Origin of the sequence: Photobacterium jeanii (assembly GCF_001650345.1) — a bacterium.
GTDB classification, from domain to species: domain Bacteria; phylum Pseudomonadota; class Gammaproteobacteria; order Enterobacterales; family Vibrionaceae; genus Photobacterium; species Photobacterium jeanii.
The window spans coordinates 22284-40051 of the sequence record NZ_LVHF01000010.1; the positions used below are offsets into that span (position 1 = coordinate 22284).

A 17768-nucleotide genomic window follows, 5' to 3' on the forward strand; every position below is an offset into this window, starting at 1 on the left:
GTTAATTACCATCCTTGGTTTATACCAAGCGGCGCATCTTTTATACTGCGTCGACAAGGTGGGTGATACTGTTAAGCCCATTCTGCGGCAACCTGCGCGCAAAGGCTATACCTCAATTTTTAGCAATCGAATATCAAGGATTACTGGCAACACTATGCGCATACTCTTTCTTCTGCTTTCTGTGCTGACCTTTTCTGCCGTTGCCAGTCCTTCAAAAATTCTAATCATCCACTCTTACCATCAAGGGCTAAGGTGGACTGACTCGATCCAAGCGGGATTGGAAGTCGCGACCAACAATCGTGAGCTGACTTTCAGTATTAGCTACATGGACAGCAAACGCTACCAATCACCGGGTTATTTAAATGAGCTGCTTGATGTTTATCGCACCAAGCTAAAAAAAGAAAACTACGATGCGATTGTGGTCAGCGATGATCATGCGTTGTGGTTGGTTAACCAACTTGGCGAGTTCGTGGGTGATACCCCCGTGGTGTTTGGTGGGATCAATAATTACAGCGCCGAGAAGCACAACCAGCTAACGCAAGTTGCTGGGGTGGTCGAAATGTCGCGAGCGGTGGAAAACATCAAGCTGGCGAAAACCTTACAACCAGGGCTGACCAAACTGTATCTGTTGGCGGATCGCTCCTACACAGGGCAAGAGCTATGGCGGACAGTTGAAACCTACCGGCGTAATACCCCCGATCTTGGGGTAGAGCTTATCCAACCGCCTAATTATAAATTCGATGACATGCTGGCGTTTACGCGCGACTTGCCGTCGGACTCTGCCATTATCTTATTGCTGTATTTTAAAGATGGGGATGGCCAATTTCGCTCCAGCAGCACCTTTGTGAAGCAGCTAACCGAACAAGCTTCAGTGCCAGTGTATGTGATGTATAACTTCATGCTGCAATACGGAGCCACGGGTGGGGTGGTCACCAGTGGTTACGATCAGGGCACCATGATGGGTAAATTGCTTGGTAATGTGCTCGATGATGATATTGCTAGCTATCCGGTGTTGATGACCAGCCCTAGCCAGCTGATGCTGAACTCCCCAATGCTGGAGAAGTGGGGCATCGAAGCGCAAGACGATCAAGCCTTGCTCATGAACCAGCCGCAGAACTGGTTTGAACGCTACAAGAAAGAACTGCGCACCATGGCAATCACTGTGTTGTTGATGGGGCCGGTGATTATTTTGTTGTCGCTGATGATCCGTCGCCAGCGCAAGAGCGAGCAACAGTTACAGCAAAGTCAGGCGCTGTTTGAAGGGGTGTTTGACCAAAGTTTTCAATACATCGCCATTTTAGAAGCGCACGGTACTTTAGTCTCAGCGAATCTTGCGCTGCAAAACCTGCTGGGGCGCGGGATCATGAAATATGACCGTCCGGTGTGGCGCTGGCATTGTTGGGACCAAGACGGCTCATTGCAACTTAGCCAAGCGTTCCTGTTGGCGCAAAGCGATCAGATGTCGCGCTTTACCGCTGAAGCGCAATCGAGTGAGGGTCATCGCCTGATGCTCGATATCACCATCAAGCGGATGCCACAGGGTGATAGCGAATCGGGGCAGATGCTACTGGAAGCGCGCGATATTACTGCGCGAAGTCAGATGGAAGAAAAACTGCGTGACCGTGAAGTGAGCTATAGCTTGCTGTACGAGCAACAGCCAGTGATTTTGCTGACCATCGACAGCCAAGCGCGGATCCAGTCGGTGAACCAGTTTGCTGCCGATCTGTTGGGGTACAACAAGCGTGAAATGCTCGGCCATAAAGTCACGGATTTCTATTTCCAAAGCGATGCGATGTTACCGCACTTGTTTGTCTCATCGGTCAAGCAAGGTAACGAGCAGCAAGTGTGGCGTCGTCAGCTCCAATACCGTTGTGCCAATGGCAATACGGTGTGGATCCGCGAGACCATTCGTCCTGCCCAATCGAAAAAACAGCTGTTGCTGGTGGGGGAAGACATCACTTCCACCCATGAACTGGAAGCTAAACTTGAATATCAAGCCTGTCATGATTATCTGACCGATCTCTTTAACCGCTCCTACTTCGAGCAACAGCTAGAGCAAGTGCTAATCCAAGCGCGCGATAAAGGCGCCCGTCATGCGATGTTCTATATCGACTTAGATCAGTTCAAAGTGATTAACGATACGGCGGGTCACGAAGCGGGGGATGAAGCGCTTAAGCAGGTCGCGTTGCTGCTGCAAAGTATTACCCCGAGCAAAGCAACCCTAGCGCGCTTAGGCGGTGATGAGTTTGCGGTCATTTTGCGGCACTGCAATGTTGCTGATGCGGTGGCGTTTGGTAAAGAAATTCTGATGGTGCTCGAAGAGGCGGAGTTTTATTGGCAGAACACTCGCTTTAACTTTAGCTGTTCGCTTGGGATCCGCTTGATTGATGAAACCGCTGGCTCACCTCAGCAAGTGCATGCTCAGGCGGATACCGCTTGTTATGCCGCCAAAGACGAAGGGCGAAATCGTCTCCACTTGTATCACCCTGACGATGAAGAGCTTAAACGCCGTGAGCTGGAAATGGCTTACGTGAACCATATCCACGAGGCGTTGGCTGAGAAACGGTTGGAACTGCATGCCCAGCAGATTGCGCCGTTAACTGACACGACAAACGGCAAACACCATTATGAAATCTTGGTAAGAATGCGCAATCAAGATGGCTCTATGGTGTCTCCGGGGCTCTTTATTCCTGCTGCCGAGCGTTATAACTTGGCGCACTTGATTGACCGCTACGTGGTACAAGAGGTGCTAGAGTGGCTCCAAGCCAACCCCGCAGCGATAGCACAGTTGGAGATGTGCTCGATTAACCTCTCTGGTCAATCGATGGGTAATCGTGATTTTGTTGAGTTCTTGGTCGAGCAGATCCGCAGCTCTGGGCTACCGACCGAGAAGCTGTGTTTGGAGATCACCGAAACTGCCGCCATTGGTAACATGAGCGAGGCAATCCAGCTCTTTACCCAGCTTAAATCTTTGGGCTGCATGATTTCGCTGGATGACTTTGGTTCGGGTTTGTCTTCGTTTGGTTATCTCAAGCGCTTGCCGGTCGATATCATCAAGATCGACGGTATGTTCGTGCGTGATATCGACGAAGACGATATGGACTTGGCGATGGTAAAAGCCATCAACGAGTTGGCAAAAAAGATGGGGAAACAAACGGTGGCGGAATTTGTCGAGAACCAAGCGATCCTCGATAAGCTGCGTGACCTTGGGGTCGACTATGCGCAAGGTTACCTGTTCGGTAAGCCGCAGCCGCTGGCTGACTTGGTTGCCCAATTGAGCCAAGATCATAATGCAGGCTATAATCTCGCCCCTTATTCAAATGAGCAGCATTTACCGGAGTAACCTGTGCAATTAGCTTTAATTTGTGAAGCCTCACACCGTCAGGACGAGCTAGACCAGTTAGCGCAACGCTGGGGGCTTAGCCATACTGATAGCAGCGACTTTGCGCTGGTACTCACCGAGCAGCGTCTGGAGTTGCGTAAACTGGATGAACCAAAGCTAGGTGCGGTGTACGTTGATTTAGCGGGTGGCGCTGCTTCGCACCGTCGTAAGTTCGGCGGTGGTCGTGGTCAGGCGATTGCTAAAGCGGTGGGGCTGAAAGGTGGTGTGACGCCGCGTGTGTTGGATGGTACCGCAGGTTTAGGTCGTGATGCGTTTGTGTTGGCAAGCTTGGGTTGTTATGTGCAGATGGTCGAGCGTCACCCTGTGGTGGCAGCACTATTGGATGACGGTTTAGCCCGTGCCAAGCAAGATCCTGATATTGGTGGTTGGGTGAGCGAGCGCATGAGCTTACTGCATGCTTCAAGCCAGCAAGCGCTAGTCGATCTTGCGCAGCAGGACGGCTTTGTGGCCCCGGATGTGGTCTACTTAGACCCAATGTACCCACACAAGAAAAAATCAGCGCTGGTGAAGAAAGAGATGCGCGTATTCCAGTCTTTGGTTGGTGCTGATCTCGATGCCGATGGTTTGCTGGCACCCGCGATGGCATTGGCGACTAAGCGCGTGGTGGTCAAGCGCCCAGATTACGCTGAGTTTTTAGATTTGGTGAAGCCATCAACCGCGATTGAAACCAAAAAGAACCGTTTTGACGTGTATGTCAAAGCAGCCATGAAATAAGGTGGCGTCGTCGCTTTTGCTGGGAGAGTTGTCAATGGCAAAGTCATTATGTAAATACCGCCGGGTCGAAATCGCGGATAAGTTCGATTTCATCACTCAGATCGTCAGCGTGCCTAACTTTATTTGTAGTAGCTGTGCGCGCGTGGCGAGTGACAAAGGGTATTTGTGTAAACCGAGTGCTTTGGTCTCTACGCGTGCTGCAGTGCCTCATGAAATGCCTTCGAAAATAGCAAAATCGTCCGCGGATACCGCAAGGCAAGATAGGCAATCTTTAACATTTACCACGGAAAGTGTTACAAAACTGACGGATAAGCAAAGTAAGAAACTTGCGAAGCTCGCTAAGAAGAAAGAGAAGCGTTTGAAGCAAGCCGAGAAAGCGGCAAAGCGTTACGATAAGGCGATTGTCAAAGCGCAAGCGAAATAAGCTAACTATATAATTATCAATAAAAAAGCCTCCGCGTGGAGGCTTTTTTATATCTGGATCATGATTCTTTAACTAGAACCGCTGTCATCAGACATGTGATCACTGCCACGATGATGCCTGAGACTAGTAGCCACGCAAACATATCCATTTTCGGTTATCCATTTGTTAGCGAGAATAGAAGCTGTATTGAATAACGTTTACAAAGTGCCATCAATGGCACAGATACAAGAGGAAATGACTATTAACAATTGGAAACAATTATGTGAAATTGTACACATATATTATTCGCGTTGCGTATAAGTAGGTGGTTGTTATAGAAGCATTATTAGGTGGTGTTTTAAACAGGAGTGACCGTTTTGAGCGAAAAAAGCACAAAAAAAGCACTCCGAAGAGTGCTTTATAATGTGAGGGTTATTGATTAAATTTTAGCAGGAAGTGCTAGTGTTAGTGCTTGGCGCGAAACATTGGCTGCACCTTGCTCATCGTTCAATTTCTCAAGCACGCTCACAAGGTGGGCGTAGTCGGTTACATCCGGGCGGATAGCAACAGCTTGTTCAAAGTGGCTCTTCGCTTCTTCCCACTTTTGCTCGCGCATAAACAGCTGACCTAGGGTGCTGTGGGTCACTGCATTGTTGCTGTCGTAGCGCAGTAGGTCTTGAAGGCGAACAATCGCAGGGTGACGGTCAGGTAAATCCAGCTCCGCCACTAAACCAATTAAGGTGTCGTTGCTTTGTTTCTTCAGCGAGTCACGCAGGACGGTGTAGGCTTCGCTATCGGCTTTTTTAGCAATCATCTGACGGACAAAACAAGCCACTAACTCAGGGCGTTGTTTGTCTTTGCGGCTCAGGCTATTCCAATGACCCATCAGGCCATCGCTGCCACCGTGCTGGGCAATGTGTGCCATCAGACCACATTCGGCTTTATTGGCAAGCACAACCGCTTCATCGCTATTGATCACGTGTTGCTTTTCAAGTTGCGGCAGTAAAGCTAGCAGTGGTTTCCAATCTTCGAGCTGAACGTAACACTCTTTCAGAAGACCTAGCATGATTGGGTTACGGCTGTGGCTTTGTTGGATTTCGCGTAACGTTGCTTGGGCTTGCTCGTACTCTTTTTGGCGCATTTGCAGTTTAGCGCGAGTCAGGGCCACGGCTAAGTTTTGCTGATCGATATCAGATGCTTGACGTAGGTAATCGTCACGCTGCGCGGTATCGCCTTGACCTTGCGCAGCTTCTGCCGCGGCAAGGAAGTTAAGCAAAGGTGTATCGCTGTGCTTGGCGGCTTTCACGACTAGCTTCTCAGCTTGTTTCCAGTCACCTTCGATCACTTTCATCAAACCGTTCGAGGTTAGGGCGCGTGCTTTACGCACTTTACGACCCATGAACCAACCGCGGGTTGAGCTACTCAGTGAAAAGACGCGTTTTAGAATGTTTTCGATCAGGAAAAACGCACCCAGAAGTACTACCACCAATAAAATTAAGGTGGTGAGACTCATTTCAATGGTTTGGTTGGCTGCAGAGATCAGCACATAGCCTTGGTTGCCCGCAAGCATCGGGCCAACCACGATACCGGCAATCAGAGCTGCAACAAGGAGTAACAGTTTGATCATGCTGGATTCTCCTCAGTACTGATTGGTTTCACCTGATTGCGCAGACGCTCGCTGATCAAGTCGGTGATCATAGGTTGCGATTGTAGGTGCGTTGGGTAGCTGGCTTCAATACGCTCACCAGCCAGTTGGTCGAGAGTTTTGATGAAGCTTTGGGTTGCTGGCGCGTCTTGGTTGTAGAACTGCTCAGCCCACTCTTTCGCCATTGTCAGTGATTTGCCGTACAGCTCACCTTCTTCGCGGTACACCGCTTTGATGGCGGTTTCTAGCTTAGACTTGATGTTTTCTTGTAGGTAGAAATCTTGTTTTGGTGATAGCAGTGGGATCACGTTGCCATCGCGCTTGCGGTAAGTGATGAAGTGATCGCTGAAGTTTTTCAGTGAGGTCATCAGGTTGGTTTTCCAATCATTAACCGAAGTGCTCACTGCCGCTTCTTCTACTTTTTCAGCTTCTGGCATGATGGCATTCGCCAGAGGTAGGTTCGCGACTTCTTCTTGCAAGCTAGTAAGGCGCAGTACCAGACCATCGCGGTCGATACGAGCAACTGATTTCAGCGCAGTAATGTCGCTGTTCATCGCTTTGCGTACTGGCGTTAGGCTTGGATCGTTTAGTTCTGCAATGCGGTTATCCGCAGATTCTAGTAATACGGTGGCGCTCACGACATCGTGCTCTAGCCACAGTTTACGGCCGGCCATTTTCACTAAGTAGTCCGCTTCAGCCAGTAGCCAGTCGTTCGGACGACGGCCTTTCATCTCAGCCAGTGCCATTTGTAGGCTGCTGATCGATTTTTCTTGCTGCTCGACAGTGACGTCGGTGCGTTGCATCGCCTGACTGACTTTACCTAGCGTGTCTTGCTGGCTGGCGGCTAATTGCTGCTTCATGGCTGCAATTTGATCATTCAGCTGAGCCATTTGCGCATTTTGGGCTTGGGTTTGCTGATGCCCGTGGTAGTAAAGGCCAGCACCAAGGGCAATGACAAGGGCAATGGCGATAGCGCCCGTTTTGCTGCCGCTTTTCTTCTCGGCTGGGGCTGTAGGTTGGGTTGCGGCTGGTTTTTCCGGCGCGGCTTTTTCAGGAGTAGGTTTCTTCGCGGCCTCTTTGGCGGCTGAAGTTTGTGGTTTAGTAGCTTTCGCGCTCGCTTGCCCTGGCTTGTTGTTGGCTGGCTTTGCTGCCGCCGATCCATTTTCTGCAGGGGTGTCGTTATTAGTTTTTTTATCAGTCATCCGATTATCCCATCGTGCCTATCTTGCTTAGGAACGTGAATAGCGCTTGATTAGCCGCGCTGCCCACGGTGGAAAAATGTATAAAACCAAGCTGCTGTGCTTGGTCTGCAATCCTTTGGCTTGGTACATAAAGCTGGCATTGATAAAACCAAGCCTGTGCATGCGGTGGGATCGCGGCACACAAATGTGCCAACTGTTCACCGCTGGTTACTACAAGTGCTGAAACACCTTGTGCTTGCCACTGCTGACACAGTTGCTCCCCATCTAAAGGTAGCAAGCTGCGCCGGTAGCATTCACAGTATTCGACTTCGGCACCGCGCTCGGTCAGCGTTTGATGGATCAGTTCACGGCCGCCGTTGCCGCGTAGGATCACGACTCGACGTTGGTTTACCGCTGCCAATTCAGGCAGGGCCAAAAGGCCTTCACTATCGCTGCGTTGGATCGGTTGGCTAACAGCTTGCCCGGTAGCATGCTGCAGCGCTGCCGCTGTTTTTTGCCCAACGGCTATATAATGCACGTTTTTTGGCCAGCTAGCACAGTGCGAAAGTATGTAATTGTGAGCTAAATTTACTGCATGAACACTGACGGCAATCAGAAAATCACCTGGTTGCAGTAAATTGAGTTGAGAAATTAAAGCAGGTAAGCCGTTACCTGCTTCAATGGTGAGAAGGGGATGCGCAATGGCTTTGATCCCCGCCGCATTGAGCTGTTGGGTCAACTGTTCGCCGTCTGGCGTAGGGCGGGTGATCAAGACGGTCATTTATGCGTTGCCGTACAATTCATCAAGAATTTCTTTGGCACCGTCCGCCAATAGCTGATCAGCTAGGGTGATACCCAATTGCTCTGCATCTGCTGCTGGGCCTTTGATTTCGCCACGCACGATTTGGCTACCATCTGGCTCACCCACAAGAGCGCGAAGCCAGATTTGATCACCATCAAGTAGTGAGTAGCTGCCGATCGGCACCTGACAGCCACCTTGTAGGCGGTTGTTCATCGCACGCTCACACAGTACGCGTGTCGCGGTTTCTTGGTGGTTCAGAGCCGCGAGTAGGCCACGTACGCGTTCATCATCCAAGCGGCACTCGATACCAACAGCACCTTGACCTACGGCTGGTAGGCTGGTTTCTGGCTCAATCGCGCAACGAATGCGATCTTCCATTTTCAGACGGATAAGCCCCGCACAGGCGAGAATGATGGCATCGTATTCGCCTTCATCAAGTTTGCGTAGGCGAGTGTTCACGTTGCCGCGTAGGTCTTTAACGATAAGATCTGGGCGGTTAGCGCGTAGCTGACACTGACGACGTAGACTCGAGGTGCCCACGATAGCGCCTTGTGGAAGCTCATCGATGTTGTTGTATGTGTTAGAAACAAATGCGTCGCGTGGGTCTTCACGCTCACAGATGGTCACAAGACCTAATCCTTCAGGGAATTCGACCGGTACATCTTTCATTGAGTGCACCGCGATGTCAGCGCGATCTTCCAGCATCGCGACTTCCAGCTCTTTCACGAACAGGCCTTTACCACCTACTTTCGCAAGTGGGGTATCAAGAATGACGTCGCCTTTCGTAACCATAGGTACTAATTCTACCGTCAAGCCTGGGTGTGCTTGTTCCAGTTCGGCTTTAACAAATTCGGCTTGCCACATGGCAAGTGGGCTCTTGCGCGTGGCAATGCGGATTGGTTTATCGGTCATAGAATCGAATCCATAAATAAAGGCGTTAGATACCCTAATCGTACCATTCCTGTCGCCTGATGGTAATGAACAAGCTATCAAGAAGGAGGAGAAGCTGTATTGTCTTGATATGTGAATGGATTAATGTGATATTTCTCACAGAACCCTCAAGATAGACCGCAAACCCAGCCGAGAAACTGGCGGAATGAGCGGAATGTACTAGCTTGATGGGATGAGGCAAAAGGAAAACGCCTGTCAATGCCACATCCTCTATTCATAAGTTGTCATAAATCGTCACTAACTTTACGGGTAATGCAAAAAGTGTTAGATTGATCACGTTTTTGCTCGTATGTAGAACATTCTCTACACTATTAATGACAAGATTTGGGCCGCTTAATGCTGGCAGCTCTTGGAAGAGTAATTTGCACAATTATATTCAGACGCTAAAAAGTAGACTGGATGCACTTCATCAGCTTCGCAATGAACGTGCGCATGCCGCTATGGTGGCTTCATCTCAACAGGTTTATCACCTGTTACCGGTCTTACTGCACTACAATCATCCAGCCATTCCGGGGTACCTCGATCAAGAAGTCGAGCACGGTATTGTTGGTTTTTCGCTATCTGAGCAACAACAGCAGTTTGTGGATGATTGCGGTTTAGCGGCTGGAACGACGTTGGCGTTTCCGGCCAATGACCTGTCTTCGCCTATTCTTGGCTTGTACGCCATGGGCAGTACTTCCTCTCTCGGTCAGAGCCTGACCAGTGATCTTGATATTTGGGTGTGTATTCGCACCGACATGCCAAGCGATGCGCGTGAAGCGCTCGATAGCAAGTGTTCGTTGATCTCTGACTGGGCGATGGCGCAAGGGGTTGAAGCCAACTTCTTCCTGATTGACGAAAATCGCTTCCGCGATAACTTTTCCGAAGCCATGACCGGTGAGAACTGTGGTTCAAGCCAGCACTTGCTGCTACTTGATGAGTTCTACCGTTCGGCAGTCCTGCTGGCGGGTCAGCACCTGTTGTGGTTTATGGTGCCGCCAGAAATGGAAGAGTGCTACGACGACTATGTCGATTACCTTGTTTCTGCAGGGCATATTCGTCGTGAAGAGTGGATCGATTTTGGTGGATTGAACCGCATTCCAGCTGAAGAGTATTTTGGCTCGAGTTTGTGGCAGCTTTACAAGAGTATCGACTCGCCTTACAAGTCGGTGTTGAAAGCGATTTTGCTCGAAGCCTATTCGTGGGAATACCCGCACACCCAGTTATTGAGTATCGATGCCAAGCGCCGTTTCTTCTCAGAAGAGCGTTTTGAGTGCTGCATGGATGCTTATTATCTGATGCTCGATAAAGTGACGCGCTACCTTGAGCGTATCGATGACCATCGTCGTCTTGATTTGGTGCGCCGTTGCTTCTATCTCAAAACCCACGAAAAATTGACCCGTGAACCTTCATCGGGCTCGGTGCCGTGGCGTCGTCGCGTATTGCAAGAGTTGACCGCAGAGTGGCAATGGTCGTACGAAGTGGTCAGTGAGCTTGATAACCGTCGTGACTGGAAAGTCGGACAGGTGAAGCGCGCCCACAACGAATTGCTTGATGCCTTGATGCTCAGCTACCGTAATTTGATCCGTTTTGCTCGTCGTAATGACATTACCTCGGCGATCAGCCCTGAAGATATCAGTATTCTAGCGCGTAAACTGTACGCGGCGTTTGAGGTGCTGCCGGGCAAGGTAACTTTGCTTAACCCACAAATTTCACCGGATCTTCACGAAGCCGACCTGACTTTCATTCAGGTCCCTGCTGGGCGCACCAATGCGGCGGGTTGGTACTTGTATAAGCAACCGCTCGATCCATTTGCCATTTTGGGGCAGCCGTCGCTTGAGCATAACCGCTACCTAAGCAAGCTGGTGGCGTGGGCGTATTTCAATGGTTTGTTGACCGAATCGACCTGTCTGCACAATGTGGTGCGCGACACCGATTTAGATATCGACAAGCTGTACCAGTTGGTGAGTGATATTCGTAACACCTTCCCGATCCGTCGTCCGCAACCGAGTTTGCAGGCGCTGTCGAGTCCGTGTGAAATTCGCCAGCTAGGGTTGTTTATCAATTTAGAAAATGACCCGACGACTGAACTGAAAAACCGCTCGATCCGGTTTGACTTTAAGAACACCGATATCTTCAGCTACGGCCCTGAGCAGCAATGTTTGGTGGGCAGCGTCGACTTGGTGTACCGCAACTCGTGGAACGAAGTGCGAACCCTTAATTTCAGCGGTGAAAATGCGATGCTCGATGCGCTGAAAACCGTGCTGGGCAAAATGCACCAAGATGCGATCCCACCTGAGTCGGTGGACGTGTTCTGTTACAGCAAGCACATGCGTGGCTTGATCCGTAACTTGGTGTACCAATTGGTGGCGGAATGTATCGAGATGCGCTTGAAGCCGGTTGAGCAAGAAAAACGCCGCCGTTTCAAAGCGATCCGCATTGGCGATCAAACTCACGGGCTGTTCTTTGAACGCCGTGGGGTTTCAGTACAGAAACTGGAAAATTCGGTTGATTTCTATAGCTGTATTTCGAGTAACAAGCTGATTGGTTCGCCACAATTGGTGATGGGTAAAACCGATGAGCCGCACCCACCTGAAATCGTGGATGCGTACGCCAGTGAAGGTTTGATCCAGTTCTTCTTCGAAGACTGCGAGCAGGGCTTTAATATCTACATTCTTGATGAAGCCAACCGGATCGAAGTTTATCGCCAATGCAACGGTGATAAAGACGAAATGGTGCACGGGGTGAACCGTTTCTACACTTCGGCTCAAGACCGATTCAGCTATAGCGCCAATTTTATCAACTTCAACTTGCCGCAGTTCTACGACATCATTCATACCGAGTCGGGCGATTGCCAAGTGATCCCGTTTAAGAGTGGTCAGCAAGTTCAGCGCCGTGCCAGCAATGACAGCGGTATCGATACCAGCGCCATGAGTTTCTCGCCCCGCTGAACGTGAGCGATGAACCTAACCACTGATGCCAGATAATAAAAAGCCTTCCACGATCAAATCGGGAAGGCTTTTTTGATAATGAAACGCGGTGAGATTAATTTTTGTTGATCAAACGGGGACCTGCGATCACCACTCGACCGTTTCACCAGCATGTAATGAACATTCACGTTTCACTAGCGCGAAGAACTCTTCGCCACTACGGGTACAACGCCACTCGTCGCCGTTGAACTTGAAGTGGTAGCCACCTGACTTCGATGCCAACCATAGCTCGTGCAGCGGCTCTTGGCGGTTGATCACGATTTGGCTACGGTTTTCAAACTCTAGCGTCAGGACATTGCCCGTGGTTTCGTACTCAATATCTGCGCCTGATTCATCGATGCCTTCTTCAAGGGCTATCAGGGCTTGATCAGCGAGTGCGTGAAATTCAGTATCATTCATCCCATTACGTCCTATTGCTTTTCCTATTCTTGGTGCGATTATAGAGGGCATTGAAACGATAATCACTGGCTTTAAAAATGCGTAAAGGTTTATTAGCAATTTTAGTACTGGGTGTGCTGGCAATTTCAGGCTGTGGTCAAAGTGGCCCACTGTACATGCCGCAAGAGCCTGATCAACAGCAACAACAGTAAGTTAGGCATAACAGGGAAGAGAAACATTGGATTACTTTAATTACCAGCAAGATGGCCAACTGTGGGCCGAAGAAGTGGCGTTGACCGAATTGGCAGAGCAATACGGTACGCCGCTGTACGTTTATTCGCGTGCGACCTTAGAGCGCCATTGGCATGCTTTTGACCATGCGGTTGCCGATCAGCCACACCTGATCTGTTATGCGGTGAAAGCTAACTCGAACCTTGGGGTGCTGAATGTGTTGGCGCGTTTGGGCTCGGGCTTCGATATCGTATCGCAAGGTGAGCTTGAACGCGTGATTGCCGCCGGTGGCGATCCAGCCAAGGTGGTGTTCTCCGGCGTGGGAAAAACCAGTGCTGAGATGAAACGTGCACTAGAATTAGGTATAAAGTGTTTCAATGTTGAATCAGAGTCAGAGTTAGCGCGTTTGAATCGCGTGGCTGGGGAACTTGGTGTGGTTGCGCCAATTTCACTGCGGATTAACCCTGATGTTGATGCCAAAACTCACCCGTATATCTCAACGGGGCTGCGTGAAAACAAGTTTGGTATCGCCTTTGATCGCGCGCCAGTGGTGTACCGCTTAGCGCACAGTCTGCCAAACCTGAAAGTGACAGGCATGGACTGTCATATTGGTTCGCAGCTGACCGATATTGATCCGTTTATCGATGCGACCGACCGTTTGTTGGCCTTAATTGATGAGCTGCACAGCGAAGGGATCATCATTGAACACCTTGATGTCGGTGGTGGTTTAGGGGTGACGTATAACGAAGAGCAGCCACCGCTGCCGTCGGAATATGCCCGTGCGTTGTTGGATCGTTTGAAAAACCATCAGCAACTGGAACTTATTTTTGAACCAGGTCGGGCGATTGCCGCTAATGCTGGGGTTTTGCTGACGCGCGTGGAATACTTAAAGCACACCGAACACAAAAATTTCGCCATTATCGATGCGGCGATGAATGATCTGATCCGGCCAACCCTGTACCAAGCGTGGCAGGATATTGTGCCAGTGATCCCGCGTGAAGGTGAGCCAAGCGAATACGATTTTGTCGGCCCAATTTGCGAAACTGGCGATTATTTAGGTAAAGAACGCCTACTTTGTTTAGCAGAAGGTGATCTACTCGCGGTTCGTTCGGCAGGTGCCTATGGTTTTGTGATGTCATCGAACTACAATACTCGGGCACGGGCGGCAGAAATTATGGTTGATGGTGATACTGCTCATGTAGTGCGTGAGCGCGAGCCGCTAGCGCAACTGTGGCAGTCAGAATCACTACTGCCTTAATTGGATACGGAACACAGCGAACCCCTGTGGGGATAATGATTAAAAAGGAACAACATGCAGATTAACTTTTCCAAGATGCATGGCTTGGGCAACGACTTCATGGTGGTCGACTGTGTCACCCAAAATGTGTTCTTCTCGCCGGATGCGATCCGCCGCTTAGCGGATCGTCACCGTGGGGTTGGCTTTGACCAGTTATTGGTGGTGGAGCCGCCTTACGATCCGGAAACCGATTTCCACTATCGTATTTTTAATGCCGATGGCAGTGAAGTGGAGCAGTGCGGCAATGGCGCGCGCTGCTTTGCGCGTTTTGTGTGGATGAAAGGACTCACCAATAAATACCTGATCTCGGTGAGTACTAAAGCGGGAAAAATGTTGCTGAAACTGGAAAACGACAACCAAGTTACTGTTAACATGGGCGTGCCAACGTTTGAGCCAAGCAAAATTCCTTTTCGTGCCAATCAGGCAGAAAAAACCTACTTGTTGCGTGTTGAAGAGAGCACCCTCTTTTGTGGTGCGGTCAGCATGGGGAACCCACACTGTGTCACCGTGGTGGACGATGTGGATACCGCTGAGGTTGAAACCCTTGGCCCACAAGTGGAATCGCACGAACGTTTTCCTGAGCGCGTAAACGCCGGTTTTATGCAAGTGCTCAATCGCAATGCGATCAAGCTTCGCGTCTACGAACGTGGGGCGGGGGAAACGCAAGCCTGTGGCAGTGGTGCATGTGCCGCTGTGGCCATTGGCCAACGTCAAGGCTTGCTTGATGACAAAGTAAAAGTGACCTTGCCGGGCGGTGATCTTCATATCAGCTGGGCAGGTGAAGGAAAGCCACTCTATATGACCGGGCCTGTGGCTCATGTCTATGATGGACAAATTGTATTATGACCGATGTATCGCAACTGGATGAGCTGGATATTGAAACCCCAGCCACGCCGTTGAGTGACGAATTGAATGACGACACGGTGGCTGAGTATTTACTAAGTCACCCTGATTTCTTCTTACGCCAGCCTGATTTGCTGGCGTATTTGCAAGTGCCACAAAGCGAACGCGGTGTCGTGTCGCTGGTGGAAATTCAACTTGAACGCCTTCGCCATCGCGTGGGTGAGCTAGAAGGCAATATCACTCGCTTAGTGGATATTGCAGCTAAAAACAGTGATTTACACGCACTGTTCTCGCAAGCACAGGTAAAACTATTTCAAACCCACAATATTTACCAAGCGCTGTTGGTGCTCGATGAGTTAACCGAAGCCTTGAACCTCGATTACAGCTTACGTTTGTTTGATAGTCTTGATGAGCAGCTGTTTTTAGAGCGTCGCGAGTTCGACAGCTTCCGTGCGTCACACCTTGTGCGTCGTAACGTGTATTTAGGCCGTCTGCGCAAAAAAGAAAGCGAAATGCTGTTTGATGCGCCGCCTCACCTTGGCTCATTTTTAGTGATGCCACTGGGTTTTGAGCGTCCGATTGGGGTGCTGAGTTTTGTCAGCGCTGATGGTGGTCACTTCCAGCCAAACATGGATACCCTGTTTGTTGAGCAACTGGCGTTGATCATCGCCCGTTTGATTTCTCACTGGGAATACACCCGTGAGGTGATTGATTGAGCGCGTTACCGTCAGGGCTAGAAAAATCCCTTCATCGTTTTTACGAACACTTGCGCAGCGAGCGTGAGTTAAGCCTGCATACCCAGCATAACTACAAACGTCAGCTAACGACGATGGCCGAGCAATTGGTTGATTTGGGAGTGACGGATTGGCAGCAAGTCGATGCGGGCTGGGTGCGCCAGTTGGCCAGTAAAGCGATGCGTGACGGGTTAAAAGCGAGCAGTGTCTCCATGCGTTTGTCGGCGCTGCGCAGCTTCTTTGATTACCTCGTACAAATAAAAGTGTTACCGGCCAATCCGGCGAAAGGGGTATCAGCCCCGCGCAAAGCTCGCCCGCTACCGAAAAACCTTGATGTTGATGAAATGGATCAACTGCTCAACGTGAACGAAGACGATCCGTTGGCTATTCGTGACCGTGCTTTGATGGAATTGATGTACGGGGCGGGATTGCGTTTGGCGGAAATCGTCAGTCTTGATGTACGTGATATCAGCTTGAGTAAAGGTGATATTCGGGTGATCGGTAAAGGTGATAAAGAGCGGGTCGTGCCGTTTGCGGGCTTAGCACGTGAATGGGTTGCGAAATGGTTGAAAGTCCGTGGTCAATTGGCGGATGGCGGTGAACCCGCATTGTTTGTGTCCAAGTTAGGTTGTCGTATTTCAGCGCGTAATGTGCAAAAGCGGATGGCGGAATGGGGCCAAAAACAAGCGGTGACCAGCCATATTAGCCCTCACAAATTGCGCCACAGTTTTGCGACTCACATGTTGGAGTCGAGCGGCGATTTGCGGGCGGTGCAAGAGTTGTTGGGCCACGCCAACCTTTCGACCACCCAAATTTATACCCACTTGGATTTCCAACACCTTGCTAAGGTGTATGATGAAGCCCACCCGCGTGCCAAGCGTGGTAAATAATCTCTTCTTTTTCTGATCTGTTACCCATGGGAAGTCGGTCATGCAGTTTTACCGTCAGCTAAAACCGATCAAAGCAATGAGCTTTGATTTGGATGATACCCTTTATGACAACCGGCCGGTGATCCGCCGTGCAGAGCAAGCGATGCACGGTTGGTTGTATCAGGCGCATCCGGTTTCCCACATGCTAACGGTTGATGATTGGGCGCAGCTCAAACAGCAATTGGCAGAGGTTGACCCTTGGCTACGTCATGACGTGACTTTGTGGCGATTTGAAATGATCAAAATTGGTTTGATGCAACTGGGTTACTCGTTGCGCCAAGCTAGCCAAGCGGCGCATGAAGGTGTCGCGACCGTGCTGGCGGTGCGTAATCAAGTGGATGTGCCAGCGCAAACCCATACGGTTTTGAGTGCCTTAGCACAGCGAGTGCCGTTGATTGCGATCACCAATGGCAATGTCGATGTTGAGCAGATCGGTTTACGTCCGTACTTTGCGCATGTATTACAAGCAGGGCGTGATGGTGCCGCTAAGCCAGCCCCTGATATGTTTGTAAAAGCCGCCCAGTTGGTTGCTTTGCCTGCTGAGAACATTTTGCATGTCGGCGATCACCTTAATACCGATGTGAACGGTGCGGTGCGTAATGGTTTCCAAGCGTGCTGGTTTAACGATCAAGCGCGTTCGGTGCAGGAGGCTAAACACAGTCGCCAGTTACCTGAAGTGGAAATTACCAACCTGACAGCTTTGCTTGAGTTAGTGTAAGGCGAAACGATCGATAATTAGCGATACAGACCCCGTATTGAATAGACCACGGCCCAAGGCGAAAACCTTGGGCCGTGGTGTTTTTAAGCTACATGATCAGTGGGGTTGGTATTATTGCAGTGCGCGGTGTTTATCGGGCTCGGCGCTGATCAGTTTATCGAGTGAGATAAGCCCTGCTCCCCAGAAGACATTGACCAGCATCATCATCCCCCACAGCTGGTGGTCGAAGAAGCCTTTTTCCCACAGCAATGGGTAGGACATTACCGCAATAATATTGAACACGAATAGGATCAATGCCATCGGACGGGTGAAAAGCCCGAGCGCCAAGAAAGCGGGAATGATCAGCTCGGTGGCGGTGCCCAAGTAAGCGGCTAATTGCCAAGGCAAGAGAGGCACTTGGTATTCGTATTCGAAGAGGTACAAGGTGCTGTCCCAGCTGGAATATTTCACCATTCCGGATTTAAAGAACACCCAAGCGACCCATAATCGGGTGAATAGCAGTAACAAAGGAATGAGTGGGTCGGTGATCTTCTGGGCGACACCGTCGATGTTTTTTAAAAAGTTCAGCAT

At 50.2% G+C, this 17768-nt stretch carries 16 protein-coding genes; 10 read left to right on the forward strand and 6 right to left on the reverse strand.

The window, feature by feature from the left end:
- Positions 1-154 precede the first annotated feature (154 nt).
- From A3K86_RS00565 to A3K86_RS00575, 3 genes are read left to right on the forward strand one after another with little or no spacing between them, the layout of a single operon-like run.
- A complete protein-coding gene (locus tag A3K86_RS00565) occupies positions 155-3343 on the forward strand; it encodes an ABC transporter substrate binding protein (RefSeq protein WP_068326078.1) in 3189 nt (1062 codons plus the stop codon).
- 3 nt (positions 3344-3346) lie between these two features.
- Entirely contained in the window at positions 3347-4117 is a 771-nt protein-coding gene (locus tag A3K86_RS00570) for a class I SAM-dependent methyltransferase (protein WP_068326081.1), read from the forward strand.
- Between the two features lie 34 nt (positions 4118-4151).
- The gene (locus tag A3K86_RS00575; RefSeq protein WP_068326087.1) at positions 4152-4541 is read left to right on the forward strand and encodes a hypothetical protein; all 390 of its coding nucleotides are present in this window, start codon (positions 4152-4154) and stop codon (positions 4539-4541) included.
- 418 nt (positions 4542-4959) lie between these two features.
- Here A3K86_RS00575 and A3K86_RS00580 read toward each other — a convergent pair whose 3' ends face one another.
- The 4 genes from A3K86_RS00580 to hemC are packed head-to-tail and all read right to left on the reverse strand — an operon-like array spanning position 4960 to position 9060.
- Positions 4960-6147: a heme biosynthesis HemY N-terminal domain-containing protein gene (locus tag A3K86_RS00580; protein WP_068326098.1), complete on the reverse strand. Its 1188-nt coding sequence runs from the start codon at positions 6145-6147 to the stop codon at positions 4960-4962.
- A complete protein-coding gene (hemX, locus tag A3K86_RS00585; RefSeq protein ID WP_068326101.1) occupies positions 6144-7367 on the reverse strand; it encodes a uroporphyrinogen-III C-methyltransferase in 1224 nt (407 codons plus the stop codon). The genes A3K86_RS00580 and hemX overlap by 4 nt, the downstream gene beginning before the upstream one ends.
- A 4-nt stretch (positions 7368-7371) precedes the next feature.
- Positions 7372-8127 carry a uroporphyrinogen-III synthase gene (locus A3K86_RS00590; protein ID WP_068326104.1) on the reverse strand — a complete coding sequence of 252 codons (756 nt, stop codon included), beginning with the start codon at positions 8125-8127 and terminating at the stop codon, positions 7372-7374.
- Positions 8128-9060 (reverse strand): hydroxymethylbilane synthase, encoded by a 933-nt coding sequence (gene hemC / locus A3K86_RS00595; RefSeq protein WP_068326107.1) that lies wholly within the window; start codon positions 9058-9060, stop codon positions 8128-8130. It abuts the gene before it with no gap.
- Between the two features lie 401 nt (positions 9061-9461).
- Between hemC and A3K86_RS00600 the strand changes: the two genes are divergently transcribed.
- On the forward strand, positions 9462-12029 hold the full coding sequence (locus A3K86_RS00600) for a class I adenylate cyclase (RefSeq protein ID WP_232321884.1): 2568 nt from the start codon (positions 9462-9464) through the stop codon (positions 12027-12029).
- Between the two features lie 126 nt (positions 12030-12155).
- Here A3K86_RS00600 and cyaY read toward each other — a convergent pair whose 3' ends face one another.
- Positions 12156-12467: an iron donor protein CyaY gene (cyaY, locus tag A3K86_RS00605; protein WP_068326112.1), complete on the reverse strand. Its 312-nt coding sequence runs from the start codon at positions 12465-12467 to the stop codon at positions 12156-12158.
- A 77-nt stretch (positions 12468-12544) separates the two neighbouring features.
- On the opposite strand from cyaY, the gene lptM reads away from it, so the two are divergent.
- Genes lptM through yigB form a run of 6 tightly spaced genes read left to right on the forward strand, consistent with a single transcriptional unit; the run spans position 12545 to position 17198 of the window.
- Positions 12545-12658 carry an LPS translocon maturation chaperone LptM gene (gene lptM, locus A3K86_RS22405; protein WP_084406452.1) on the forward strand — a complete coding sequence of 38 codons (114 nt, stop codon included), beginning with the start codon at positions 12545-12547 and terminating at the stop codon, positions 12656-12658.
- 26 nt (positions 12659-12684) lie between these two features.
- Positions 12685-13935 carry a diaminopimelate decarboxylase gene (lysA, locus tag A3K86_RS00610; RefSeq protein WP_068326114.1) on the forward strand — a complete coding sequence of 417 codons (1251 nt, stop codon included), beginning with the start codon at positions 12685-12687 and terminating at the stop codon, positions 13933-13935.
- 54 nt (positions 13936-13989) lie between these two features.
- Positions 13990-14820, forward strand: coding sequence for a diaminopimelate epimerase (dapF, locus tag A3K86_RS00615; RefSeq protein WP_068326116.1), 831 nt, complete (start codon positions 13990-13992; stop codon positions 14818-14820).
- A complete protein-coding gene (locus A3K86_RS00620; RefSeq protein WP_068326118.1) occupies positions 14817-15533 on the forward strand; it encodes a DUF484 family protein in 717 nt (238 codons plus the stop codon). Before dapF ends, A3K86_RS00620 begins: the two co-directional genes overlap by 4 nt.
- Positions 15530-16441: a tyrosine recombinase XerC gene (xerC, locus tag A3K86_RS00625; RefSeq protein ID WP_068326122.1), complete on the forward strand. Its 912-nt coding sequence runs from the start codon at positions 15530-15532 to the stop codon at positions 16439-16441. Before A3K86_RS00620 ends, xerC begins: the two co-directional genes overlap by 4 nt.
- Positions 16442-16481: 40 nt before the next feature.
- A complete protein-coding gene (gene yigB, locus A3K86_RS00630) occupies positions 16482-17198 on the forward strand; it encodes a 5-amino-6-(5-phospho-D-ribitylamino)uracil phosphatase YigB (protein WP_068326125.1) in 717 nt (238 codons plus the stop codon).
- 111 nt (positions 17199-17309) lie between these two features.
- On the opposite strand, the gene A3K86_RS00635 is transcribed toward yigB, so the two are convergent.
- Entirely contained in the window at positions 17310-17768 is a 459-nt protein-coding gene (locus A3K86_RS00635; RefSeq protein WP_068326128.1) for a DoxX family protein, read from the reverse strand.